The 24,605-nt window shown below is 68.3% G+C and carries 19 protein-coding genes; 13 read left to right on the top strand and 6 right to left on the bottom strand.

Translation table 11 applies throughout. From position 1 onward, the window contains the following. Window positions 1-166: 166 nt before the first annotated feature. From Pla133_RS06865 to Pla133_RS06850, 4 genes are all read right to left on the bottom strand, one after another. On the bottom strand, window positions 167-994 hold the full coding sequence (locus tag Pla133_RS06865; protein ID WP_145063997.1) for a fatty acid desaturase family protein: 828 nt from the start codon (window positions 992-994) through the stop codon (window positions 167-169). After that, on the bottom strand, window positions 991-2,568 hold the full coding sequence (locus Pla133_RS06860; protein ID WP_145063994.1) for a phytoene desaturase family protein: 1,578 nt from the start codon (window positions 2,566-2,568) through the stop codon (window positions 991-993). Before Pla133_RS06860 ends, Pla133_RS06865 begins: the two co-directional genes overlap by 4 nt. A 3-nt stretch (window positions 2,569-2,571) precedes the next feature. Next, window positions 2,572-3,108 (bottom strand): GbsR/MarR family transcriptional regulator, encoded by a 537-nt coding sequence (locus tag Pla133_RS06855; RefSeq protein ID WP_145063989.1) that lies wholly within the window; start codon window positions 3,106-3,108, stop codon window positions 2,572-2,574. Window positions 3,109-3,183: 75 nt separating this feature from the next. Next, the gene (locus tag Pla133_RS06850) at window positions 3,184-3,900 is read right to left on the bottom strand and encodes a hypothetical protein (RefSeq protein WP_145063985.1); all 717 of its coding nucleotides are present in this window, start codon (window positions 3,898-3,900) and stop codon (window positions 3,184-3,186) included. A gap of 218 nt (window positions 3,901-4,118) precedes the next feature. Between Pla133_RS06850 and Pla133_RS06845 the strand changes: the two genes are divergently transcribed. Beyond that, window positions 4,119-7,025 carry a serine/threonine-protein kinase gene (locus Pla133_RS06845; protein ID WP_145063978.1) on the top strand — a complete coding sequence of 969 codons (2,907 nt, stop codon included), beginning with the start codon at window positions 4,119-4,121 and terminating at the stop codon, window positions 7,023-7,025. 498 nt (window positions 7,026-7,523) lie between these two features. Beyond that, window positions 7,524-8,222, top strand: coding sequence for an FG-GAP repeat domain-containing protein (locus tag Pla133_RS06840; protein ID WP_419192199.1), 699 nt, complete (start codon window positions 7,524-7,526; stop codon window positions 8,220-8,222). A 352-nt stretch (window positions 8,223-8,574) separates the two neighbouring features. Here the strand turns inward: Pla133_RS06840 and Pla133_RS06835 are convergent, their stop codons facing one another. Continuing rightward, window positions 8,575-8,916 carry a DUF5615 family PIN-like protein gene (locus Pla133_RS06835; protein ID WP_145063966.1) on the bottom strand — a complete coding sequence of 114 codons (342 nt, stop codon included), beginning with the start codon at window positions 8,914-8,916 and terminating at the stop codon, window positions 8,575-8,577. Then, a complete protein-coding gene (locus Pla133_RS06830; RefSeq protein WP_145063961.1) occupies window positions 8,913-9,137 on the bottom strand; it encodes a DUF433 domain-containing protein in 225 nt (74 codons plus the stop codon). Before Pla133_RS06830 ends, Pla133_RS06835 begins: the two co-directional genes overlap by 4 nt. Before the next feature lie 957 nt (window positions 9,138-10,094). On the opposite strand from Pla133_RS06830, the gene Pla133_RS06825 reads away from it, so the two are divergent. From Pla133_RS06825 to Pla133_RS06780, 11 genes are all read left to right on the top strand, one after another. Continuing rightward, complete coding sequence (locus tag Pla133_RS06825; RefSeq protein ID WP_145063955.1) at window positions 10,095-10,487, top strand: helix-turn-helix domain-containing protein; 393 nt, start codon at window positions 10,095-10,097, stop codon at window positions 10,485-10,487. Window positions 10,488-10,502: 15 nt separating this feature from the next. After that, window positions 10,503-11,111, top strand: coding sequence for an ImmA/IrrE family metallo-endopeptidase (locus tag Pla133_RS06820; RefSeq protein WP_145063950.1), 609 nt, complete (start codon window positions 10,503-10,505; stop codon window positions 11,109-11,111). A 122-nt stretch (window positions 11,112-11,233) separates the two neighbouring features. Continuing rightward, window positions 11,234-12,187 (top strand): DUF932 domain-containing protein, encoded by a 954-nt coding sequence (locus Pla133_RS06815; RefSeq protein ID WP_145063945.1) that lies wholly within the window; start codon window positions 11,234-11,236, stop codon window positions 12,185-12,187. A 3-nt stretch (window positions 12,188-12,190) separates the two neighbouring features. Beyond that, window positions 12,191-12,646 (top strand): JAB domain-containing protein, encoded by a 456-nt coding sequence (locus Pla133_RS06810; RefSeq protein WP_145063941.1) that lies wholly within the window; start codon window positions 12,191-12,193, stop codon window positions 12,644-12,646. Between the two features lie 91 nt (window positions 12,647-12,737). Further along, window positions 12,738-13,211, top strand: coding sequence for a hypothetical protein (locus Pla133_RS06805; RefSeq protein ID WP_145063938.1), 474 nt, complete (start codon window positions 12,738-12,740; stop codon window positions 13,209-13,211). 2 nt (window positions 13,212-13,213) lie between these two features. Beyond that, window positions 13,214-14,038, top strand: coding sequence for a RecB family exonuclease (locus tag Pla133_RS06800; protein ID WP_145063933.1), 825 nt, complete (start codon window positions 13,214-13,216; stop codon window positions 14,036-14,038). A gap of 271 nt (window positions 14,039-14,309) precedes the next feature. After that, window positions 14,310-17,468: a DEAD/DEAH box helicase family protein gene (locus tag Pla133_RS06795; RefSeq protein ID WP_145063930.1), complete on the top strand. Its 3,159-nt coding sequence runs from the start codon at window positions 14,310-14,312 to the stop codon at window positions 17,466-17,468. Window positions 17,469-17,771: 303 nt separating this feature from the next. After that, the gene (locus Pla133_RS26045; protein WP_145063927.1) at window positions 17,772-18,077 is read left to right on the top strand and encodes a helix-turn-helix transcriptional regulator; all 306 of its coding nucleotides are present in this window, start codon (window positions 17,772-17,774) and stop codon (window positions 18,075-18,077) included. Window positions 18,078-18,714: 637 nt separating this feature from the next. Continuing rightward, on the top strand, window positions 18,715-21,576 hold the full coding sequence (locus Pla133_RS06790) for a type I restriction endonuclease subunit R (RefSeq protein ID WP_145063922.1): 2,862 nt from the start codon (window positions 18,715-18,717) through the stop codon (window positions 21,574-21,576). Beyond that, on the top strand, window positions 21,573-23,063 hold the full coding sequence (locus Pla133_RS06785) for a restriction endonuclease subunit S (protein WP_145063918.1): 1,491 nt from the start codon (window positions 21,573-21,575) through the stop codon (window positions 23,061-23,063). The genes Pla133_RS06790 and Pla133_RS06785 overlap by 4 nt, the downstream gene beginning before the upstream one ends. A 4-nt stretch (window positions 23,064-23,067) precedes the next feature. Beyond that, the gene (locus Pla133_RS06780; RefSeq protein WP_145063911.1) at window positions 23,068-24,561 is read left to right on the top strand and encodes a class I SAM-dependent DNA methyltransferase; all 1,494 of its coding nucleotides are present in this window, start codon (window positions 23,068-23,070) and stop codon (window positions 24,559-24,561) included. Window positions 24,562-24,605 lie beyond the last annotated feature (44 nt).

The raw sequence follows: 24,605 nt of genomic DNA, 5'->3' as shown, positions 1-24,605 counted from the left end.
GCGTTCGGAGGCGGCTCGGCTCGAGGAAGGCCGGTGGACCGGTCGAACTGGCTCTTGGAATACGTTCGCCGCGCAGACTTCGGAAGCGGTCGCATGGCTCTCCCTCAGAGCGGCGACACGAGTTGGCAACCCCGCGAGCCGGCGCCTTGGCGCAGTCTCGACCTGGTCACGGCACGCGCCTCGGCGTAACCCCCTGCTCCCGCAGCCAGGGCTCGAGGCGCTCGGAGAGGATCGGCAGGTTGTGGCTCGGCACACTCGGGTAGAGGTGGTGCTCGAGGTGGTAGGTCAGCTCGAGCAGGAGGCGGGGAACGAGCCGACCTCGCAGGGTGTGGGTCTGGCTGACTGGGGTGTCGCCGTAGTTGCGATGCGGCAGGTGCACCGTCAGCAACGGGTAGCTCCAGCTCCCGACCAGGGCCATGGCGAAGTACGCCGAGGCGGAGGGCCAGCGACCGAGTGCCACGACGGCCGCCACGGCGGCGACGAGGAACCAACTCGCCTCGGCCAGCAACCACGCTCGCTCGGCTCGACGGCCCCGCGCCCGATGGAAGGCCCACCACCACAGGCGCGGCAGGAAGCAGGGGGCCTCGAGGATCGCCCCCAGCCAGCTCCCCTTGGCCGGGGCCCCCTCCGGGTCGTCCGACCCCGGAAACACCAGGTGGTGGCGACGATGGGTCCATCGATAGGCGTGGCCGCTCTCGAAGAGCACCGCGCCCAGTAGGGCCAGTGCCCACTCGGTCCCACGGCGGTCGAGGCCCAATGCGCCGTGGACGACGTCGTGGGCCGCGGTGACGACCGAAAGGAAGAGCGGGACCATGATCAGCGGCAGGGCCCAGTAGTGGCCGCACGCCGCGGCGATCACATAGGCGGCAACCAGCCAGATCGGGCGCGAGAGCGTCCTCCACCGCTGCCGCCGACTCGTCGCCAGGAGGTCGTTCCCCAGCGACTCGAGCCACGGCGGCTGCGAGGCCGCGGGCGCGCGAACGCCAGCGCTCACCCGACCTCCGACCCCAGCTCGGCCAGCACGTTCCTCGCGGCCACTCGACTGCCGAGGACGCTGGCCACGGTGCCCAGTCCAGGCCAAGTCGTGTCCCCCACGAGGTGGAACCCCGGCACTCCGATGTCCTGGGGAATGGCCCGTAGGTTGGCGTTGCCGAGGTGAAGCCGATACCCGCCGACGGCCCCTCGCGGCCGGCCGACGAAGCGCAGGAAGGTGCGCGGGGTCCCCGTCTCGACCACCACGGGATTGCGAGCGAGGTCGGGGTAGACGCGGCGCGCCAGGCCGATCAGGCGCTCCTTGGCTGCCTTCTTGGCCCGTGCGTACTCTCGCGGTTCGAGCCCTTCCCAGGCATCGAGCTCGCAGTGCGTCGACACCATCACGACCCGGTGGCCCGCAGGGGCGCTGGCGAGGTCGCCCGGCGCGGAGACCGAGACGAACATGTTGTTGCCCATGCCGAGGGGAGCGTCGTAGTCGTGGAGCAACTGGTGGTGGGTCCAGCGGGGGCCCTGCACTTCCGCCTCGGGGACGCCGAGGTACACCACGACGGCTCCGCCGACCGCTTCGGAATTCCGCATCAGGTGCGGCGCCAGCCGCCGAGCGACGGGCTCGGAAGCGACGCGCGCCGTGAGCTCGGCCGGCAACGCGCTGACGACCTGCCGAGCCGTGAACGTGCCGCGGCTGGTGTCGACGACGAAGGACCGACCGGCCGCCGACACGCGCTCGACCCGGCAGCGGGTGACGAGCCGGCCTCCGAGGCTGTGATAGTGAGCGACGAACCGCCTCCAGAAGCCGGCCATGCCCCCGCGCGCGCGCGTGAGGCCGGCGCCGCGAATCGTGATCCCCAGTGCCGCATTGACAAGCGGGGCCGTGTCGACCCTCCCATGCACGGTGTCTTCGACGAGCATTCCGAGGAAGGCCCTCAGGGGCCGGTCGGCGTCGAGGCCGTGACGCCGGAGGAGGTCGCCGAGGGTCCAAGTCAGGTACCGCGCCCGCAGGCTCTCGCGCACACCGACCGCGCGCGCCGCCCGGGCGAGGTCGCCGAGTCCGTGGATCGGCAGGGAGCCGCCCCGGCGACTGACCCTCCAGAAGGTGCTCGCGATGGCGTCGAGCGTCTCCCAGAACCGGCGGTGCCCCGCCGAACTACCGAAGGCCGCCAAGCGCGTCTCGCTCCACTTGTCCGGATCTCGATCGAGGTCGACCGTGCGGTCGGGGAGCCAAGCGGTGTAGCCGGGCAGGGCTTCTCCGTCGACCGCGCCCAAGCCGATCTCATCCAGGAGCTCGCCCCCTACGCCGCCGGGTCCGAAGTCGACCAGCGTGGTGGCACCGGCGTCGAAGGTGAAGCCGCGGCGACGGAACCAGCCCGCGCACCCGCCGGGCGTCGCGTGCGCCTCGAGGACCACCGTGGAGACGCCCCGCGCTTGCAAGCGGGCGGCGGTGGCCAGCCCCGCCATGCCGCCGCCGAGCACGACCACGTCGCTCGCGCCGCTGGCGATCGAATCCGCCTCTCGGGCTGGAGCGGCCGCGCGTCGATCGATCCACGGCGTCGCGGCCCTGGCTTCGGAGATCGCCATGCCTCAGCTCGGCCGCTTCGCCCGCCGCTTGGTGGCCTTGACCAGCAGGCTCAGTCCGAGCTTCTCGACGACGCCCCCGCGCAGGAAGGCCTGGGCCATGTCGTCCGCCACCTTCACGATCGCCCGGACCGTCTCGAGACGCTCACGGACGTGCACGGACTCCGCATCCTTCGACCCCGAGAGCTCGGGGAGCCAACGGTCCACGTGCTCGAGGATGGGGTCCCACTCTCGCCGCTTGCGGGTCGCGACGATCGTCCGCACGACGCGCTCGACGTCGGTCTCCACGCGCCACTGGACCTGGCGCGAGCGCGGCTGCCTGACGGGAGCGGCCAGGCCCCACTCCCGGAGCTCCCTGGTCGCCGTCGAGACCGCTCCGGCACTCATCGCCAGCCCCTCCCGCAGCTCCTGGGCCGTGGCGCCCTCCTCGAGGGTGAAGAGGTGGGCGAAGGCCCGCGCAGCGGCGGGCGAGATGCCCCAGAAGCTGGCGAGTTGCCCCCAGAGCTCGGTGAACTCAGCACGGACCTGATCGGCATTCGACATGGCCGCGCCAGCCTAGCACCCAGTTCAGAAGTTTCAGTTCACTCTGAAATCTCGAACGTTGCCATTACCTTCAACTCACTCCCTCGCCCGCTGGTTGAGCCGCGCCGACCTGAGCTCGGGCTCAATCCCCCGCTCGATCAACCTCGGCCGGGAGTCGGCCGCGGCGACTCCACGTCCTCCTGCAAAGCCCCTCGCCAGGAGCAACGCGGCCAGGGGAAGGACGACGGCATAGCCCAAGACGCCGACCCTCTGCAGCCCCATGTCCCCCACCGCGGGCCCCGCCGTCCCCGCCAGGCACAGGACGCCGCTCGCGACCAGCGCACGTCGCGCTCCGAGCCACGCGGCGTCCATCGCGGCCGCAGCGAAGACCAGCGCCAGGCCGAGGAAGAGGTCCCAGGCCAAGAGCTCCGCCGCGTAGGCCGTCGAGGGCCACGCGATCGCGCCGCCGCCCACCTGCCGCCCGGCCGTCAGCCCCACGAAGTGCACGGCGCAGGTGGTCCCGGTGAAGAGCGCGCCGAAGGCCAGGGAGACCTCTCGCTCGAGGCCCGAATCCAGCAGCAGGATCTCCTGCCGGCCGGGCGCGAGCGCGACCAGCTCGCCCTCGTGCGAGAGAGCCCACGGGTCGGAGACTCGCAGGCCCTCGATGCGCCGCTCGGCGAGCATCCCGCCGCCCTCCAGTGACCAGCGCCGCAGGAACGGATCGGTACTCGGACCCGCCGTGAAGGCGAAGCGGCCGTCGGGCGAGATCGCTGCGGTGGTGCACCCGCCGGTCCCGCTCGGCGATTGCCACACCAGCTCGCCCGTACCCGCGTCCCGAACCGTCGCGCGGTCGATGGTGGTCGACAGCCGCAGCTGCGGCTCCGTGCACCTGCTCCATCCCGGCCCCTCGACCGGCTGCGCGAGCTTCTCGGTTCCTGGCGGGCCCCCAGCCCGCCGAGAGATTGCAAGATCGTGGGTGCCGCGCAGCCCTCGACGGACCCGGTAGCGGTGGCACCGTCCACAACTCCCCCATGCACGACTCACCCCGACCCGACGGAATCGGCGACTCCGACGCCGGCCGCGACCCCATCCGAGCCGCGCGCTCGGAGGCCGAGCAGGGTGGGGTCGAGCCCCCCGCCCCCGCCGCGATCGGCGAGCGGGCCGGCGACACGATCGACCGTTACAAGCTGCTCCAGGAGCTCGGCGAGGGCGGCATGGGCACCGTCTGGATGGCCGAGCAGCGCGAGCCCGTCGTGCGCCGGGTCGCGCTCAAGATCATCAAGCTCGGGATGGACACGCGCGAGGTCGTGGTCCGCTTCGAGGCGGAGCGCCAGGCCCTGGCGCTGATGGACCACCCGCACATCGCCAAGGTGCTCGACGGCGGGGCGACCCGCTCCGGGCGGCCCTACTTCGTGATGGAGCTCGTCAAGGGCACGCCGATCACCGAGTACTGCGACACCGCCCGCGCCGGCCTGCGCGAGCGGCTCGAGCTGTTCGTCAAGGTCTGCGAGGCCGTCCAGCACGCCCACCAGAAGGGCGTCATCCACCGGGACCTCAAGCCGGGCAACGTACTGGTCACCCTGCACGACGGCGTGCCCGTGCCGAAGGTGATCGACTTCGGCATCGCCAAGGCGACCAGCGCCGAGTTGACGCAGAAGACCATGTTCACCCAGCACGCCCAGATGCTGGGCACGCCGGAGTACATGGCCCCCGAGCAGGCCGAGCTGAGCGGCCTCGACATCGACACTCGCGCGGACGTCTACTCCCTCGGCGTCCTGCTCTACGAGCTCTTGACCGGCACGCGCCCCTTCGACATCCGCGAAGTGCTCGAGCGGGGCTTCGACGAGCTCTTGCGCACGATCCGCGAGGACGATCCCGAGCGCCCCTCGACCCGCGTCTCGACAATGGGCGCGAAGGCCTCCCCCGTCGCGGCCGGCCGGCAGGTCAACGTCGAGAACCTGAGCAAGCGCCTGCGCGGCGACCTCGACTGGGTCGTGATGAAGGCACTCGAGAAGGACCGCAACCGACGCTACGAGAGCGCCAGCGGGTTCGGGGCCGACGTCGCGCGATTCCTGCGCGACGAGCCGGTCCTCGCGGCGCCGCCCGGCGGCGTCTACCGCCTGCGCAAGTTCGTACGGCGCCGCAAGAAGACCGTCGTGGCGGTGACCACGATCGCGTTCCTGCTCGTCGGCGGCTCGATCGGCACCGGCGTCGGCTGGTGGAACACCCAGCGCGCGAACGAGGCGCTGAGCGAGGCCCTCGAGGCCAAGGACGACGCGCTCGCGGAGAAGGACGATGCGCTAGCGGAAGAGGAGCGGCAGCGCGGGCTGGCCCAGGAGAGCGCGGCCCGCGCCCGTGAGGCTGAGCAGGAAGCCCTCGCCCGGGCCGACGAGCTCGAGCGGGTGACGGCATTCCAGTCGAGCCAGCTCGCCGAGCTGGACGTCGCGCTGATGGGGATCCGCCTGCGACGCTCGCTGCTCGACGCCGTCCCCGACGACCAGCGCGAGGCGCTGTCCGCGGGCCTCGCGCCGGTCAACTTCTCGACCATCGCCCTGCGAGCCCTCGAGCAGAACCTCTTCGAGCGCACGGTCGAGGCCATCGACGCGCAGTTCGCGACGCAGCCGCTGATCCGCGCCCGACTGCTCGCGACCTTGGTCAGCACGCTCCAGGCCCTGGGGCTACCGGAGGCCGCGGGCGCTCCAGCCCGGCGTGCGCTCGACATCCGGCGCGCGGAGCTCGGCGACGCGCACCCCGCGACCCTCGAGTCGCTCTACCAGCTGGGCCGGCAGCTGTACGACGAAGGGCGCTTCGAAGAAGCCGAGACGGCGCTCCGTGGGGCTCTCGACGGCCTGCGCCGCCTGCATGGGGACGACCAGCTCGAGACCCTCGGCCCGCTGGTCAACCTGGGGAACGTGCTCCAAGCCCAGGGGCGATACGACGAGGCTGTGCTGCTCTTCGAGGAGGTCGCCGAAGTCCGGCGCCGCCTCCTGGGCGACGAGGACCCGCAGACCGCCCGCTCGGTCGACATTCTGGGAACCCTGCTGAGGAGCGTCGGTCGACTCGACGAGGCCGAGCCCTTGCTCCGAGAGGCCCTCGACGTCCGTCGCCGACAGCTCGGCGACGAGCACCGCGACACCCTGTCGTCGTTCCTGCACCTCGGTGGCCTGCTCCAGGCCCAGGGCCACCTCGACCTGGCCGAGCCCTACTTCCAGCAGGCCCTCGACGGCAGACGGCGCCTGCTCGGCGACGAGCACCCCGAGACCCTGAAAGCGATCAACAACCTCGGCGGCCTCTACCATGCGCAGGGACGCCTCGACCTGGCGGAGGCGCACTTCCGGGAGGCGATGGAGGGTTGGCGGCGGATCCTCGGCGACGAGCACCCCCAGACCCTGAAGGCGATGAACAACGTGGGCGCCGTGCTCGGTCCCCTCGGGCGACTCGAAGAGTCTGAGGTCCTCCTCCGCCAAGCCCTCGAGGGCTGGCGCCACACGCTCGGCGACGACCACCCCGACACGTTGCTCGCCATCGACAACTTCGGCTACCTGATGGAGCAACAGGGCCGGCTCGACGAGGCCGATCCCTTCTACCGCGAGGCCATCGAGGGCCGCCGGCGCGCGCTCGGTGACGACCACCCCCACACGCTCGCCTCGATCACCAACCTGGCCTTCCTGCGCCAGGCCCAGGGACGGCTCGAGGAGGCCGAGCCCCTTTACCGCGAGGCCCTCGAGGGGCGGCGACGCGTCTTGGGTGAAGAGCACCCCAAGACCCTCGCCTCGATCCACTACCTGGCTGTCCTGTACGAGGCCCAGGGCCGCCTCGACCTGGCCGAGACCTACTACCGTGAGGCGATCGACGGCCGACGCCGTGTGCTCGGCGACGAGCACCCCCAGACGCTCGAGTCGATCCGCCGCTTGACCGAGCTCGACGAGCGGCGCTAGCGGCCCGTCGCCGTTGGCGGGAGCGGCCTCGATCGAGGGCGGGACCGATGACGTCACACCGGGGGACTCAGGACTCCGGGCGTCACGGTCGCCGTCTCGGGTTCGTTCCTCGGCACGCTCGCCGGGCCTGCGCCGGTATGGCTCGAGACTCGCGACGATAGGAGGGTCGTCGCGGAGTAGCCGAATGCGACCAGGCGGCCCAGCTGGCGCGGCACTGCCCGATTCAGCCCAACGGCTGCGAGGTCGGCGCAGGGCTTGCCCCCGCCCGCCGATCGTGCGCCATCGATGCCGCGCTCGGCCGCCTCGCGGCATCTTGCCTGGAGCAACAGCCTCGCCCGTCGTGCCTCGCTCCCGATCCGCCGCGCGCCGGTTCCAGTGAACCGTCGCCCTGGAGCAAGGGTCGAGACGGGACCCGATGAATCGATTGTCATCAGGCCCGTCGGCCAGCTCTCGGAGTCTGAGGCCATCGCTCGCCAGCTCACCCATCGAGGAGCTTCGATGACACTCGGCCGCCTCGCTCTGATCGTCCCGTTCGCCCTCTCCCTCTCGACGACGGCCACCGCGCAATGCACGGGGACCGACTACTCGATCCTGTCGCACTCCGCCGGATCCCGCCCGAACGAGGTGGCTCTCGGGGACCTCGACGGCGACGGCGCGCTCGACGCGGTGACGGCCAACCGCGGCTGCTACAACTACCTGCTCGACCAGTGGGAGGGCTTCGGCGTCAGCGTGCTCCTGGGCGACGGAGCCGGCGGCTTCAGCGCGCCGATCCACTACCCCTTCGCCGTGGGGCACGCCGAGCTGACCGGCGTCGACCTCGGCGACGTCGACGGGGACGGCGCGCTAGACCTGGTGACCGTGAACTATCTGGCCGGCTCCATGACCCTGCTGCGGGGCCTGGGCGACGGATCCTTCACCGCGGCGGGCAGCCTGTACGCGGGCTCGTATCCCAGTCGGGTCGCGCTCGGTGACATCGACGGCGACGGTGACCTCGACGTCGCGGTGTCCAACAAGACGAGCGTGCGCCTCTACAACAACCTGGGCGCGTTCGCCTTCAGCGCCTTCCCGACCCTCGCGCCCGAGGCCTACCGCGCCGCCGTGGCCTCGGTCGCCGGCCACCTGGGGCACGGCGACACCCTCGACTTGCGTCGCGCCCAGCTCTTCCCGCTGACCGCCGAGGAGACGCTCGCCTCGTGAGCGCGCGCGGCCCTCACCCTCCTGGGGAGCGGATTCCCGCCTCCGCCAACCGCGTCAACCGCGGCGGCAGACTCGACGACACCGCCCGCAACGCACACTCGGCGAACCGCAACAACAACTCGCCGGCGGCACGGAACGAAAACCTCGGCCTCCGTGCCGCCAAGGCACCTCGAGGCCCGATCGCGAGTGAGCGCACGAGCGCCTCCCCCGCGCAGCGCGCGCGTGTGCCCAGATCCGCTGCCCGTGCCGCCGGCGCGCATGCACGCCGACGGCCGAATTCACCGGCCGACTCGACTCGCAACACGTGGAGACGCGACCGGCTCCGGCGGGGTGCTCACGCGGACAGTTGCCGTCAACGCGACTTCCCGATCTCGATCAAATCCTCGCCAGCGCGCAGCGCCTTCACCAACCTCGATCCGTGCTCGGCGAACACCTCTCGAAGCCGCTCTTTCGTCGTGTTGCCGATCGTGAGCCATACGATCTGAGGCGGAGGCCCAAGTCGGCCGACCAGCTCGACGAAGTCGGAGTCCTTGGTGAGGACGACGGCACCAGCCTCCCGCGCTCGATCGAAGATCACCTGGTCGGACGCATCGCGCAGCCCAAGATCACGCAGGGCCTGGGCTTCGACGTTGAGCTCGCTCGCCAACCACGGCGCGAGCGCCGGCGGCAGCTGCGCGTCGAGCCAGAGGATCACGCCGCGAAGTACGGATGATCGAGCCGTTTGCTCGCGTACTTGAGAACCGCGGAGACGTCCTCGAGTTCGAGGTCAGGCAGCTCCTCGACCACCTGCTCGGCGCTTAGTCCAGCCGCCAAGAGGTCGAGCACGTCGGTGACCCGAATCCGCATCCCCCGGATGCAGGGCCGACCGCCGCACTGCTCGGGGTCGACGGTGATGCGCGGAGCGATCTCGGTCATGGCCGCTCGATCGTAGCGCAGAGCGGCTCGATGGCCATCAAGATGGTCGGGGCGTGAGGATTCGAACCTCCGACCTCTGCAACCCCATCGCGGGCTGAACAGGGGCCTTCGCGGCGCCACAACTCGAAGCGGGATATGTACTTGGGCGACGGTAGCGCGGCGCGTCGGTGGCCGCAAGTCCACGCATCTACAGGCATCTGCAGGCGTCCAGGAGCAGGCTCGCGCACCCTGGGCGTGGACGTTCCACGGCCATTCCCGCGAAGCAACGTCGGAAGAGGGCCGTCTCGGATCGCTGACGGCCACCTGGTGACCAGCAGCCTCAGCTCCCGTGGTCCGAATACGCTCCTTCAGGCCGCGGTCAGGGCTCCCGAGCGCCATTGCAGGTCCGCAAGGGGGGTTGCAGAACACAGCCGCCCCCACAACGCCAGAGCGCTCAACCCTCTTGCCCACAATTACTTAGGGCATTGTCGGGCGGATTCTGACATCCTAGAACCGGATAGATTGCGGTCGGCCGGCGGCGACTTGCCCCTTCGGGACCATTGCTGCCCTGCTGACCGTGCCGGCTACGAGGCGGTCCGGCCAGATGGGCTCACCGGACGCGTACGCGACTTTGGGGTTCACCCAGCGCACTCGGTCAACCGGGGCGCCCTACCCTGTTGGGTTGCTCGCTCCTTCGAGCCCCCTGCAGATAGAGCCTGGGCCTCTGGCTGGCCTCTGACGCGAGTCGCCAGCGTCACCGTGGCGGATGCCACTGACCGGCCACATCCGCCCTAAACGTCGAATTCAAAAACACTTAGCAAAAACCAGAGGCGTCCCCTCCGACCCTCAAGGATGCCAGATGCGCAAGTTTCTGGGCGTTGTACTCAACACACAACGTTGTGCCCGTCGTACAACACCCAGTCCCCCCCCCTCTAGCCCTTCACACCGACTTCGTCATCTGACCGACAAGGAGCAGGAATGACCACGAGCAACCTCTTCGGCGACCTAGTTCGCTCGCTTCGCCACAAGCACGGGAAGTCGCTTCGAAGCTTCTGTCGAGAGAACAACCTCGACCCGGCACGCATCAGCAGGATCGAAAGAGGACTTGCGCCGCCTCCGAGTTCGAAGTCCACGCTGACACACCTAGCTGGCGCCCTCCACCTCGAGCGAGGCACTGAGGACTGGGAATCCTTTTTTGATGCTGCATCGATTCAGGCCCATCGCCTCCCAGAGGGGCTTGAGGAGCATGTGGTCGCGAAGCTCCCGCTGTTCTTCCGAACTTTGCGGAACGCGGCGATCGACGAACACCAGCTGGATGAGATTGTTGACGTCGTGCGCCGGCACTGCGAATCGGACTCAGCGGAAGACTGAAAGGCTGGAACGAAGTTGGAAGAGTTCAAGCCTGACTATCTCAGCTACGAGGACGTGCGGCACGCAGCCTCCGCTTTCCTCGACCGGCACAATCCCGATCGAGAGATTCCGGTTCCGATCGAAGACATCGTCGAATTCAACCTTGGAATCAACATCGTCCCTGAAGAGGGGCTGATGTCTCGACTACGTGTAGACGGATTCACATCAGGCGACTGCAAGGACATCGTTGTGGACGCGGGAATCTATCACGCTGAGAGCACGAATCGATACCGCTTCACCCTCGCGCATGAAGCCGGGCACATCGTCCTGCACGAGCGGTTCTACCAGGGACGTGGATACTACCTTGTCGAGGGCTGGAAGCGCCTGTACTCCACGATGGACGGCGACTCCCACCGATACTTTGAGATTCAGGCGAACTCTTTTGCAGCGCTCGTCCTAATGCCCTCACCGGAGTTCAACACCTGTGTTGAAGAGATTGCTCGCCGCTCGCTCTCCGAGCTCGGAGCTGAACAGGATGCGATCCGACTCGACGCAATCGCTGACAAGCTCGCTTCGCACTTTGGAGTATCCAGCGAAGCGGCATCGCACAGGCTCCATGCCGAACTGAAGGCCGTTTCCGGCTGACAGCTGCGTCCTGCTGACAGCTGTGCTACCCGGCAGAAGAACACCTGCTAAACAGCCCAGGTGATCCGTCATGAGTCCTGTGACCGGAGTTGTTCCGGCTCACAACCCACAGGAGTGGACTCATGGTGGCAAGACTCTACGGGCCGCCGGTCGCGTTGGGAGAACTCGAAGCGGAGCTCTCGGCGGCAGCTGACCGGCAGCTCGACCTTCCCGTCCGTGCGGACGAAGTCCGGATGGACTCGGCGCGGATGCTGCGGGTGCAAGGCGTGCCGCATCCGATGCGTCGCGAAGCGCTGGACCAGCTCGCGGCGAGGGTACGGATCCCGGCGACCTATCTGCATCGGTGTCCGGACGACCTCGTCGCGCTGAACGTCAACCGCTGGCTCGAGCGCCTGAGCGGCGAGCTACTGATACGTATCGAAGGCGACGAGGTCCGCGCGGTGCTCTCAGCGCGGTACCAGCCGGTGTCGCACCTCTCGCTCGTACGGACTGTGCTCGAGCAGGTGCCCGACGACACCCCGGCGCGCTACGAACTCTCGCCGCTGCACTTCGTCGCGCAGGTCCTCACCCCCACCGCGCTGTCCGACGACGGCATGCACGGCGGCCTCTACCTCGGCAACTCGGAGACCGGGCACCGCGTCGTCGAGCTGCATGCGCTCGTCTACCGCGTGATCTGCCTCAACGGGCTGATCCTGATGGACAGCGCCTCGACTCTGCGGCGCCGGCACACGAAGCGCGCCTCCGACACGCTTGACGAAGCGCGCTCGATGGCGCGAGAAGCGTGGCAGACCGCGAGCCGGCTGCCGGGCCGCTTCGAGGCCGTCCGATCGGTTCGTGTGCCCGACCCGGAAGCCGCGCTCGACCGGATCGCGGTTCGGTACCAGCTCGGTCCGGACCTGGGTCGAGCCCTGATCGACGCCTACCGGATCGAGCCGGGCAACAGCCTCTTCGACGTGATCAACGCGGTCACGCGGGCTGGCAACGCGCCGCAGCTCGAACTGACGGACCGCACCGAGCTCCAGCAGCTCGGCGGTCGCATCCTCGACCTCGCCGAGCGAGGCGAGCGGTGGCTCTGAGCCGTGCCGGCTCGACGCCTTCGCCGCGTCGTCAGCCGGCTGCAGGAGGTGGTCGCCGAGGGACCGGAGGTCGTGAGCTACGGCTCGGACGCGATCTCCCCCGAGGCGGCCTACGCCTGCCTGCGGCCGGTGCTCGACGACCGGCCCACGGAGGAGTTCTGGGTGCTGCTGCTCGACGGGCGGCATCGAGTCCTCGGACTCGCGCAGGTGACGGTCGGCACGCTCACGGCGTCCCTGGTCCACCCGCGTGAGGTCTTCGGGCCGGCGATCCGACTCGGCGCGGCCGGGCTGATCGTCGCCCACAACCACCCGTCGGGTGACCCCGAGCCCTCCACCGAGGACCTCGAGGTGACCCGGAGGCTGCTCGAGGTCGGGAAGCTCGTCGGCATCCCACTCCTCGATCACCTCGTGATGGGAGACGGCTCGTTCGTCTCCCTTCGTCGCCGGATGGGCTTCTAGCTCTCACCCGGCTCCCTGGCAGGCCCGTGACACCACCCGTTGGTGCCACGGGCCTTCTTCGTATCCACCCTGACCCGAAGGAACCGATCCCATGATCGTCCGGCTCGAAGTGAGCGCGTCTGAGAAGATCAGCGCGCGCTCGCAGTACGAACCCAACAACTACTCCGTCCTGGTGTCCGTCGACCAGCTGTCGATCGAGCACCCGGACGAGCTGCTCGGCCAGGCGGACATTCTGTTCCGCCGCGCCAAGGAGGCCATCGACAACGCCAAGCGCCTCGACGGGCTCGACGGCGTTCCCCGCCAAGCCGTGGCAGTAGCTGCTACTGCGAACGGACGCTCCCAGCCGCCCAACCGCGTGGCTGCCTACAACGGGGCCGCGGGCGGCACGCCGCGAGCGACCGACAAGCAGCTCCAGCTGATCCATCGGCTGGCGCACTCGAAGCGACTCGACCGGGATGGGCTGGAGGAGCTCTGCCTGGAGGCCACCGGGCACCCCAGCCACGAACTCTCCAAGTTCGACGCCTCGCGCGTCATCACGGCCCTGCAGGGCGGGAGGGACTCGTGACTGTGAACGACAGCTCCAGGATCCAGGTCAGCGCCTCGCGCCTGAAGACCTGGCTGATGTGCCCCCTGCGCTGGGCGGCAGTCTACCTGGAGGGCAAGCCCCTGCAGATGACGCCGGCCATGGCCTTCGGGCGGGCCCTGCATGCGGCCCTGGAGGAGCTGCACCGCGCGCGGTGGCTGGGGCGCGCGCCCGAGGACCTTGTGGCCGTGTTTGTTGACGTCTTCGGCGCGCACACCGTGCTGGCGGAGGACGTGGACGCGTCGGCACCGACCGACCCCGCTCGCGCGGTCCTCAAGCAGAGCGAGCTTGAGAAGGCTCTCCTCCATGCGCGGGAGCTCACCGCGCACTATCTGGACCGATTCCCCGACGAGGGCGTCGAAGCGGCGGAAATCAAGCTCCACAGCGCCCTGGTGGATCCTGTGACCGGCGAGGACCTCGGAGCCGACCTGACCGGCGTGGTCGACCTGATCACGGCGGACGGCCGGGTCGTGGACATCAAGACCACGGCGCGCGCTTCGGGGGAGCTCCAGACGGTTCTCGGCCACCAGCTCCAGATCGACGCCTACCGGTACCTGCTACAGGCACACCGACCGGAGGCGGCCCTGGCCGTGGCGGAGATCCGCAGCCTGATCCGCGGCAAGCTCTGCCGTCTGGAGGTGACCGAGATCCCCACGCGGGGGCTCGGGGCCTTCATGGCGATGGTGCGGGCCTACCTGGCCGACGTGCGGTCGGGGAAGCTGCTCCCTCGGCCGAGCTTCCTGTGCTCGCCCTCGTGCCCTGCCATCAGCAGTTGCTGCCAGCACCACGGGCTGGAGGTGCCGGCATGACGAAGGCGGATGCGAAGGCGGATGCGAAGGAGCTCGCGAAGGTCATCGCCGGTGCGGTGGCCATTGCCCTGGTGCAGTACTACGGGGCCAAGCGCCTGCCGCCGCGGCGGTGAGGTGCGCCGAGGTGGCCGTCAGGTCTCCTCGGTTTTAGTCAGCGCCAGGACTCAGGAGCGAATCTGGCGGCTGGTGTCCTCCCTAGACTGCTCTCGGAGGGACCACGACTAGACCTGGCGACTCGCGGCGCGAGCACCGCCACTGCCCAGATTTGCACTTGGACAACGACTTCATTACTGACGACGAGCTCTTCGGCGACCTGGACGCCAGCCGTGATCGCAGACAGGAGGCTCGGCTGGCCGCCGAACTGGTCTTTGGTGAAGGCCCCCCCGAGGGGTCCGTGATCATGGTTGCGACCTCGCCCCGGGGCCCTTGGCGAGGCGTCCACACCATCGACGAACTCGTCGAGCAGATCGTCGCGGGAACGGCACGCTCGATCGGCATGGCGACGATGCCCTCTGACCTTGAGAACGGGAATCGGGGGGGCAACGGCCAGGCGGTGTCGCTCCAGGCGTTCTGGATGGACGTCGACTGCAAGGACAGGGGCGATTACCCACCGCGTGAGGTAGCCGCCCCTCTCCTCGCAGATTTCCCGATCCAACCGTCAATCGTGACGAACACTGGCGGCGGGTACCACGTCTTCTGGGCGCTCGAGGAACCGTTGGACCTTCGAGACGCCAAAGACCGCGCGGTCGCCGAGCGGCTTTCCTACGGGCTCCAGGCGTACTACCGGGCGCAGCTGCGCCCTCGTGGCTTCAAGCTCGATAGGACCCAGGAGATGGCTCGCGTGCTGATGCTGGCAGGCGGGTTCCACCACAAGCCCGACTACGGGCAGGACTTCCAGATCCGAGTCGTTCGCCAGCTGAGCTCGTTCGCGTCGTACAACCCTGCCGACCTCGAATGGGTCGCTGAACTCGGCTGGCAGCAAGCCGACGAAGACGGTGAGCTACCCCCCAGCGGCGGATCAAGCGGGAGTTCTGGGCCTCGACGTGCGGGCCCCTACAACCCTGTCGTCCGACGAGCCGTCGAGGCGCTTCAGCAGAGTTGGCCCATCCGAGGAGAGGTGAAGGATCTCGTCCTGCCGATCTTCGACCGCTGTCCGGTCTGTGCGGGCAGGCGCTCCAAGTCCCCTGGGCACGACCTCGGCACCGCGCACGTCCAGCCAGGTAGAGGCCACCTGGTCTGCAAGCGGGGCAACTGCGAGGCTTCCGAGCCCGGACTGCCCTTCGAGGAATGGGTGCCCCTCGTCCTACCGGATCACGCACCTGACCTGCTGGCGGAGTGGGAGGCAGCGAAGTCGGTGCAGCTCTACCGGCCAGGCACGACAGCTACCAGCCGCAGCATGTCCGACGCCGGCAGCCTTCGTGACGTCTTCGACCAGGCACTCAATTTCATCGACTCCCCCGTACCAGGAGCCGGGTCCGACCAGGAGGCCCCGCCGCGTTCCCGGGTCGCGCTACTTGCGCCAACGACTGGCTCGGGGAAGACACGGCTGATCCGCAAACTCGTCCGCGAGGGTCGCCAAGTCATCTACGCCGCCCCGAACCACGACCTGGCGGCGGAGTTCGCGGAGCCGTTCAGTGAGAGTGACTTCAGGGTCTGGCACGCGAAGGGCGCCCCGACAGCGTGCCGGTTTCCCGACGCGTTCCGAAGGTACGGCGCACGCCGAGATTGGCGCTACACCGCATGCGAGGGCTGCAAGCACCAAGTCCCGACGAAGGACCAGTGCGAGACCTGGAAGGACCCCGGAGAGGTCGACCTCGTCGTGACCTCGCACGACAACCTGGGCGCAGTACGGGAGAAGCTCGGCGACGAGTGGCTCGTGATCGTCGACGAGTTCCCGGATGTGCTCGACGAGGAAGCGATCCCGGCGGGCGACGTGAGACGATGCCAAGTCCGAGTGCCAGGCACACCTCCAGGGGTCATCGACGCCCTAAACCGGCAACTGGTCGATCTCGAGAATCGCGGACGTGCGGAGATGGCCCGGCTCGGAACAAGACAACGCGAGACGCCGATCCGCTGGCTTGAAGAGACCCTCAAGGCCGATACCGAGTTCGGAGCGACGTTCCGCCTGACGCTGAACTTGGTCAGCACGCTGGACAAGCCCGACGGTGAGCAGCTGCGCACCTCGTCCGCCGATCCGGCAACGATGCAACATCCCTCGACAGCGCGCCTCTGGAGCGTACTTGCCCGGATGACCGATCCGTCCGGACAAGTGAATGAAGCCAGCGAGGAAGTCGGTTTCGCGGGCGCTATCACCCTGCGCGAAGGAGAGAACGGCATTGAATGGGTCTTGCGCCGCCCGAGCGGCGTGGTCATGGCGCTCGACCGCGCTGTAATCCTGGATGCGACCGGCGGGTTGAACGGATCGCTGCTCGAGGCGCTGGTCGGCCGCGAGTCCGTTGGGCACTTCGGTCTCCGCGTCATCGAGCCCGCACTGGGGCACCGCCGGTTCCACGTGAAGACGGGCAGCATGTCGAAGACGCAGCTGGGCAAGGAAGGCGACCCGGCAGGTCGGGTGACGGCCGCCCTCAAGAACATGCTCCGCCAGCTCCCGAAGGATGTTGTCGAGCGCCTAGAGCGCCCCGATGTGAAGATCGGTCTGATCACCCACAAGTCCCTCGTCGAGCAGCTGGAGCGGCGCTTGCCCGAGGTCCTGTGCGGCCGTTGGACCGTGGGCTACTACGGCAAGGACGACCGGGGTACGAACCGGTTCGAGGGTGTCGACGCGCTCATCACGGTCGGAGATCCCTACGCGAACATTGGCTCGACGTCGATCGAAGCCGAGCTCCTCGACCTTCACCCTGGCCGTCGGATCGAGGAGCACGTGCAGGCGCTCCTCGTCCAGGCGCACGGCCGAGCAAGGTCGCTCCGGGCGACTAGGCCACAAGCCTTGATCCACCTCGGCCGCAGGCTCCCCTGCGAGTGGCGGGACTACCAGTACGAGGTGATAGAGCTCCCGATGGGGCGGCCGCGGACCGCGCCGAACGAGCGAACGCGGGCACTCCTCACCGCACGCCGCCGGAACCGTCAGCCGATCAGCTCCATCACAATCCGGCAGGTCGAGTGCCACGAGCTATCCGCCGCCGGTGGCATGGGCGAGACGGCCTACTCGTTCAGCCCGTACGTTGCCTCGCCGACCATGAACGACCGGACACTACGCCGCATGGTCGCCGATGTCGCCGTCGACCCCGCGTTCGGCTCGCCGTACACGTGCTTCGATTGCGTCACGGCAAGCGGCTCGCTCACGCTCTACGCCTACGAAGCCGACCCGGCCGCGATCCCGCACGCGATCGAGGATCACGGGATCACCCTGCGCGAAGTCCAACCGCGTGCCGCGGCCGTCGCCCCGCCACTGGGGGGGGGCGGCCATTAGTGGTAAAGGCCTACTACCACATCTGGCCGCCCCCCCCCTAGGCGATCGATAAACCCCAAAGTCTACGAGCGTGGAGGAAGAGCTGATGCCGACCTCCAGCCTCGGCGCAGCCTGACCCCAATATGCGGTGGGAGGCCGCCTCGCTACGGCGGCCGTGCCAGCACCTTCACGATGGTGCGCTGCGCGCGTCCCTGCGTAACGCGTCGCGCGTCGCCAGCGGCGACCGGCGTGTCGGGACGAGCACAGTCCACTTCGTCGTGTCCGAGCCCCCATACTGGAGGTAGAGACACGAGGTACATCACGGTGGATCACCCCAGCAAGCACCCGACGATCACGCTCACCTTTCCTTCAGCGATCTTGGACAACGCCCTGCGGCGAGCGCTCGAGGAGCGAGAGATCGGTGGACTCCTAGCACCTGAACTGCGCCCTGCGCTTCTGTCACGCTCTGAAGTCGCGCAGACGCTCCGGGTCTCGATGCGTAGCCTCGATCGACTTCGAGAGTCGGGCCAGTTCATCGAGCCGCTCTACCTCGGTGCATACCCGAGATGGCGGCGCAGTGACGTGGAGACCTGGATCGCCGAGGCTTCGACCCAACGGGACGAGGGCTAGGAGCGAGCGGGGCGGCGGAAGCCCTGCGGCAGGTGGCGATTACCTTTCGCGCGCTCGGACCCGGCACCTGAGGGCTGCGCCATCACGCCCGACTGGGGTCTTCGAAGCAGCCGGGGAGGCGCGGTCGCCAATTCGGAGCGCTGTGGGTCGAGCCGAGCGCGACAGACCGTCGCCTGGCTGGCCCGAATGACAGCAGCCAGAGTTACCATTAGCCAATATTGGTCAATGACTTATATCACTTCACGGGCCCTTCGAGCGCGGCGGTAGCCGACGTCGGAGCAGCTGCGAGAGCCGGCCGAGCTGCGTTGGCGTGACCCGCGATGGGGCTCATCCACCCTCGCTGGCTCCACCCAAGCGCCCCGCGAGAGGCCGTCCCGTCAACGTCGCTATCACGGCCCGTGGCACGCCGCTCAATGGTGAAGCCCTACCGCTTCACCTCGGCCCTCGCCGAACGCCCTGCTCGCCCGCCGACCCAAGGCCCTTGAGCGCCCGAACGCGCCGCCGGTACGCTGGCGTTCTGCGCCGGTAGCCCTGCGCGCCGCCACGCCCTGTGACTGCCTCGGCCCCCTGTGCTCCGGCTCCCTTGTCATCCCCCGAGCGCCCCCCCACCATGCCTGGACGCTCGATGCTTCTCTAGATGCCCCCCACCCCCGAAGAGCTCGCCCGCCAGCAGATCGACGCCGCCCTCGCGCAGGCCGGCTGGGTCGTTCAGAACCGCGACGACATCAACCTGGCCGCCGGCCAAGGCGTCGCCGTCCGCGAGTTCGCGCTGGCCAGCGGCCACGGCTTCGCCGACTACCTGCTCATCGTCGACCGCCAGGCCGTGGGCGTGCTCGAGGCCAAGAAGGTCGGCCACGCCCTCTCAGGCGTCGAGACCCAGGCCGAGCGCTACTCCGCCGGGCTCCCCGACGACCTGACCGCCCCGGTCCGGCCGCTGCCGTTCCTCTACCTCAGCACCGGTGTGGAGACGGCCTTCATCAACCGGCTCGACCCTGACCCCCGGACCCGCACCCTGTCGACGGTCCCGCACATCCACCGGCCCTCGACCCTGGCCGAGTGGCTCGCGTCCAAGACCCTGCGCGGCTGGGCCGACCAGGTGGCCGAGTCGACCGACGCCTACGACGCCGAGTACGACGACACGCGCCCGTCCTCGTTCCGCTCGCGGATCCCGACCCTCCCGCCCCTCGACCCCAGCGGCCTGCGCCCGAACCAGGTCGAGGCGATCGGCAACCTCGAGCGGTCCCTGCGCGACAACCGCCCACGCGCCCTGGTCCAGATGGCGACCGGCTCGGGCAAGACGATCTTCGCCATCACGCAGATCTATCGGCTGATCAAGTACGCCGGCGCCCGCCGCGTCCTGTTCCTGGTCGACCGCTCCAACCTCGGCGAGCAGGCCGAGAAGGAGTTCCAGGGCTACCGCACCGCCGACGACAACCGCAAGTTCACCGAGCTGTACAACGTGCAGCTGTTGCAGTCGAACACCATCGACCAGGCCAGCAAGGTCGTCATCACGACGATCCAGCGCTTGTACTCGATGCTCAAGGGCGAGCCCGACCTCCTCACCCACGACGAAGAGGAGTCGAAGTTCACCGCGGCCGATCCGCTGATCAACGAGCCGCTCCCGGTCGTCTACAACGCCAACTACCCGCCCGAGTACTTCGACGTGATCGTCGTCGACGAGTGCCACCGCTCGATCTACACCCTCTGGCGCCAGGTGCTCGAGTACTTCGACGCCTTCCTGATCGGCCTCACGGCGACGCCCTCGGCCCAGACCTACGGGTTCTTCGGCGGCAACCTCGTGATGGAGTACGACCACGAGCGCGCCGTGGCCGACGGCAACAACGTCGACTTCGAGGTCTACAAGATCCTGACGCGCATCAGCCAGGAGGGCTCGACCGTCGAGGCCGGTACCCAGGTCCACTACCGCGACCGTGAGACGCGCCAGAAGCGCTGGCACACACCCGATGAGGACGTCTCCTACTCGGCCGAGGAGCTCGACCGCCGCGCCGTCTCGCGCGACCAGATCCGCACGATCATCCGCACCTTCAAGGAGCGCGTGACGACCGAGATCTTCCCCGGCCGCTGCGAGGTTCCGAAGACCCTGATCTTCGCCAAGGACGACAACCACGCCGAGGACATCGTCGAGACCGTCCGCGAGGAGTTCGGCCGCGGCAACGAGTTCTGCAAGAAGATCACCTACAAGGTCACCGGCGTCAGCCCGAAGAGCCTGATCCAGGAGTTCCGCAACTCCTTCTTCCCCCGCGTCGTCGTCACCGTGGACATGATCGCGACGGGCACGGACATCAAGCCGATCGAGATCGTGATGTTCATGCGCGCGGTGAAGAGCCGGCTCCTGTTCGAGCAGATGAAGGGGCGCGGCGTCCGCACCATCGACGACGACGCCCTCAAGGCCGTCACGCCCGACGCCCGCGCCAAGACACACTTCGTGATCGTCGACTGCGTCGGGATGACCGAGACCCAGATCGCCGACACCCAGCCCCTCGAGCGGGCGAAGTCGGTCGCCTTCGCCAAGCTGCTCGAGCACGTCGCCATGGGCGGCACCAACCCCGACTACCTCAGCTCCCTCGCCAGCCGCCTCGCGCGCCTGGACAAGCAGGTCGAGCCCGAGGACTGCGCGCGGATCGTCCTGGCCTCCGGCGGCGCCGACCTGGGTGACCTCTCGCGAGGGATCATCGAGGCCCTCGACCCCGACCGCAGGCTGGAGACCGCCCGCGTGGCGACCGAGGTGCCCGAGGGCGAGGAGCCGTCCGAGGAGGCCCTCCAGAGCGCCACGTCAGACCTCCTGCGCCAGGCCACCCGGCCCCTCGCCGACAACCCCGAGCTGCGCCGGCTGATCCAGGACGTCAAGCGCGACACCGAGCAGCTCGTCGACGAGGTCTCACGCGACGAGCTGCTCGAGGCTGGGGCAAGCCCCGAGGCCAAGGAGAAGGCCAAGGCGCTCGTGCAGGACTTCGAGCAGTTCCTGGAGGAGCACCGCGACGAATACGAGGCTCTGCGCGTCTTCTACAGCGCGCCATACCAGAAGCGGCTGACCTACGCCGACATCAAAGCCCTGGCCGAGGCGATCCAGGCACCGCCGCGGTCGTGGACGCCGGAGAAGCTCTGGCGAGCGTACGAAGCCATGGGCAAGAGCGTCCGCGGCGGAGGGTCGAGCAAGCGGATGCTGACCGATGTCGTGTCGCTCGTGCGCGTGGCGCTGCATCGGGACGACGAGCTGGTACCCTTCGCGACCCGCGTCCACGAGCGCTTCGACCACTGGGTCGCCCAGCAGCGCAACTCGGGCCGAGAGTTCACCGACGAGCAGCTCCGCTGGCTGGAGATGATGCGCGACCACATCGAGACCAGTGCCGAGGTGACGGTCGATGACTTCGACTTCGCGCCGTTCGCTGAGGAAGGCGGGCTGGGTGCGGTCCGGCGGGTTCTCGGAGCACAGCTTGAGGATCTACTCCATGAGCTGAACCAGGTGCTGACCGCATGAGCGATGACTTGCCTGAAGGCTGGAGATGGGTGACGCCGACCGATACAGCTACGTCCGGGCGACACGCCCTCGCGATCGGCCCCTTCGGAAGCAACCTCAAGGTGGTCGACTACGTGGACCACGGGGTACCTCTGGTCTTCGTACGGAACATTCGCGCGAAGGACTTTTGCCGCTCTGATGAGCCGTGCGTGTCGCCAGCGAAGGCCGAAGAACTTGCAGCCCATCGAGCATCAGGAGGAGACATCCTGATAACCAAGATGGGCGACCCGCCTGGTGACGTTGCGATCTACCCGCATGGCGCACCGGACGCGATCATCACCGCCGACTGTGTCAAGTGGAGCGTCGATCCCAGCGTCGCAGATTCGCGTTTCCTGGCATATGCCACTCGGTCTCCGGCAGTGCGCGAGCAGATCTTGGACCAGACCAAGGGTGTCGCCCAGCGGAAGATCAGCCTCGCGCGATTCAAGGCCGTGAAGTACCCCTTAGCTCCGCTCGCCGTACAGCAAGCGATCGCATCCGCCCTCGACTCCTACTTCTCCCGCCTCGACGACGCCGTCGCCAACCTCGAACGGGTCCAGCGCAACCTGAAGCGCTACCGCGCCTCGGTGCTCAAGGCCGCCGTCGAGGGGCGCCTGGTCCCGACCGAGGCCGAGCTCGCCCGCGCCGAGGGCCGCGACTACGAGCCCGCCTCGGTCCTCCTCGAGCGCATCCTCGCCGAACGCCGCCGCCGCTGGGAGGAAGCCGAGCTCGAGAAGATGCTCGCCAAGGGCAAGCCGCCCAAGAACGACAAGTGGAAGGCCAAGTACAAGGAGCCCGCCGAACCCGACCTCCACGGCCTCCCCGAGCTGCCGGAGGGGTGGTGTTGGACATCGCTCGAACAGATCGCGGTCTGGGGTAGCGGCGGCACACCGAAGCGTGGGCAGGCTGAGTACTACGGCGGCGAAATACCCTGGGCTGTGATCGGAGACCTCACCGACGGGCCGGTCGGCTCCACCGAGTCGACGATCACACCCCTTGGGCTCGCCGAGAGCTCCGCCAAGCTCTTGCCGTCCGATTCAGTCTTGCTCGCGATGTACGGCTCGATCGGCAAGCTCGGTATCTCGACGATCGAGATGGCAACAAACCAGGCGATCGCGTTCGCGCATCCTGTACTGCTCACATCGCGGATGCTCTTCACGTGGCTCCTCGCGCACCGTCCTCATCTCGTCCGGCAAGGCAAGGGTGGGACGCAGCAGAACATCAGCCAGACAGTGGTCAAGGCGACAGTGGTGCCTCTCCCGCCGATCGCTGAACTCGCGAGGATCGTCGATGTCGTGGACGCGGGGCTCTCGCACTCCGACCAGGTTGGCGGATCGTTGAAGATCTGCGTGAGCCGAATACAAACACTTCGAGCTTCCCTCCTTGGCTCCGCCTTCCGAGGAACTCTCCTCTCCAGAGTCGACCAGGAGTCCTCCGACCTCGCGCAGCCCGTTGCATCGATCGCATAGTCACATGAGCCGCCAGTCCGATCACATCACCCAGAAGCTCTGGTCCTACTGCCAAGTCCTCCGCGACGACGGCCTGTCCTACCAGGACTACCTCGAGCAGCTCACCTTCCTCCTCTTCCTCAAGATGGCCGACGAGCGCGAGACGCTCACCGGCGAGGAGCAGGCAATCCCCGAGGGCTACCGCTGGAGTGACCTCGCGTCGGCTCAGCTCGAAGGCGTCGAGCTCGAGCTGCACTACCGTCACACGCTCGAGAAGCTCGGCCGCGAAGGCGGAATGCTCGGCCTGATCTTCGAGAAGGCCCAGAGCAAGATCCAGGACCCCGCCAAGCTCCGCCGGCTGATCGTCGACCTGATCGGCGCCGAGGACTGGTCGTCGATGTCCGCCGACGTGAAGGGCGACGCCTACGAGGGCCTGCTCGAACGCAACGCCCAGGACGTGAAGGGCGGCGCGGGTCAGTACTTCACGCCTCGGCCGGTGATCGACGCGATCATCGAGTGCATCCGTCCCCAGCTCGGCGAGGTCGTCATGGACCCCGCCTGCGGCACCGGTGGCTTCCTGCTGGCTGCCCACGAGTTCCTCAAGGGACTCAACCCCGACCGCGATCAGAAGCGCCACCTGCGCTACGAAGCCCTGCGCGGCGTCGAGCTGGTCCCCAACGTCTCGCGCCTGTGTGGGATGAACCTCTACCTGCACGGCATCGGCCCCGACGCCGCCGGCGACCACGACCCGCCGATCGAGACCGACGACGCCCTGCGCGACGAGCCGTCGTCCCACGCCGAAGTGGTCATCACCAACCCGCCCTTCGGGAAGAAGTCCTCGATCACCGTCGTGAATGAGGCCGGCGAGTCGGACAAGCAGACGATCACCTACAACCGCCCGGACTTCTGGACGACGACGTCGAACAAGCAGCTCAACTTCGTCCAGCACGTGAAGTCCCTGCTCGCGATCCACGGCCGCGCTGCCGTGGTCGTGCCCGACAACGTCCTGTTCGAGGGCGGCGCCGGCGAGACGGTGCGCAGGAACCTCCTGAAGGAGTGCGACGTCCACACCCTGCTCCGCCTGCCCACCGGCATCTTCTACGCCCAGGGCGTGAAGGCCAACGTCCTGTTCTTCGACCGCAAGCCCGGCGCGAAGGACCCCTGGACCAAGCAGCTGTGGGTCTACGACCTGCGGACCAACAAGCACTTCACCCTCAAGACCCGGCGCATGACCCGCGCCGACCTGGACGAGTTCGTCGAGTGCTACCACCCCGAGAACCGCCAGGACCGCGAGCCGACCTGGTCCGAGGACACCCCCGACGGCCGCTGGCGCTCCTACACCTACGACGACCTCCTCGCCCGCGACAAGGTCAGCCTCGACCTCTTCTGGCTCCGCGACGAGAGCCTGGAGGATTCGGCGAACCTCCCCGAGCCGCAGGTCCTGGCCCAGGAGATCGCCGACGACCTCCGCGCGGCGCTCGAGGAGATCGAGGGTATCCTCGCAGACCTAGGTACCTGACTGACCGCCTCCAAGGAAGTAGGTCCCCTCGCCCCACAGTGAGA

Origin of the sequence: Engelhardtia mirabilis (assembly GCF_007748095.1) — a bacterium.
Lineage (GTDB): Bacteria > Planctomycetota > UBA1135 > UBA1135.
Note: the sequence above shows the minus strand (reverse complement) of the source record. Positions and strands in the feature narration are given on the sequence as shown.

Coding starts and splice junctions, on each gene's coding strand:
- Pla133_RS06860 (WP_145063994.1), bottom strand. CDS start 2,568: ATGGCGATCTCCGAAGCCAGGGCCGCGACGCCGTGGATCGATCGACGC.
- Pla133_RS06855 (WP_145063989.1), bottom strand. CDS start 3,108: ATGTCGAATGCCGATCAGGTCCGTGCTGAGTTCACCGAGCTCTGGGGG.
- Pla133_RS06845 (WP_145063978.1), top strand. CDS start 4,119: ATGCACGACTCACCCCGACCCGACGGAATCGGCGACTCCGACGCCGGC.
- Pla133_RS06840 (WP_419192199.1), top strand. CDS start 7,524: ATGACACTCGGCCGCCTCGCTCTGATCGTCCCGTTCGCCCTCTCCCTC.
- Pla133_RS06830 (WP_145063961.1), bottom strand. CDS start 9,137: ATGACCGAGATCGCTCCGCGCATCACCGTCGACCCCGAGCAGTGCGGC.
- Pla133_RS06825 (WP_145063955.1), top strand. CDS start 10,095: ATGACCACGAGCAACCTCTTCGGCGACCTAGTTCGCTCGCTTCGCCAC.
- Pla133_RS06815 (WP_145063945.1), top strand. CDS start 11,234: ATGGTGGCAAGACTCTACGGGCCGCCGGTCGCGTTGGGAGAACTCGAA.
- Pla133_RS06805 (WP_145063938.1), top strand. CDS start 12,738: ATGATCGTCCGGCTCGAAGTGAGCGCGTCTGAGAAGATCAGCGCGCGC.
- Pla133_RS06790 (WP_145063922.1), top strand. CDS start 18,715: ATGCCCCCCACCCCCGAAGAGCTCGCCCGCCAGCAGATCGACGCCGCC.
- Pla133_RS06785 (WP_145063918.1), top strand. CDS start 21,573: ATGAGCGATGACTTGCCTGAAGGCTGGAGATGGGTGACGCCGACCGAT.
- Pla133_RS06780 (WP_145063911.1), top strand. CDS start 23,068: ATGAGCCGCCAGTCCGATCACATCACCCAGAAGCTCTGGTCCTACTGC.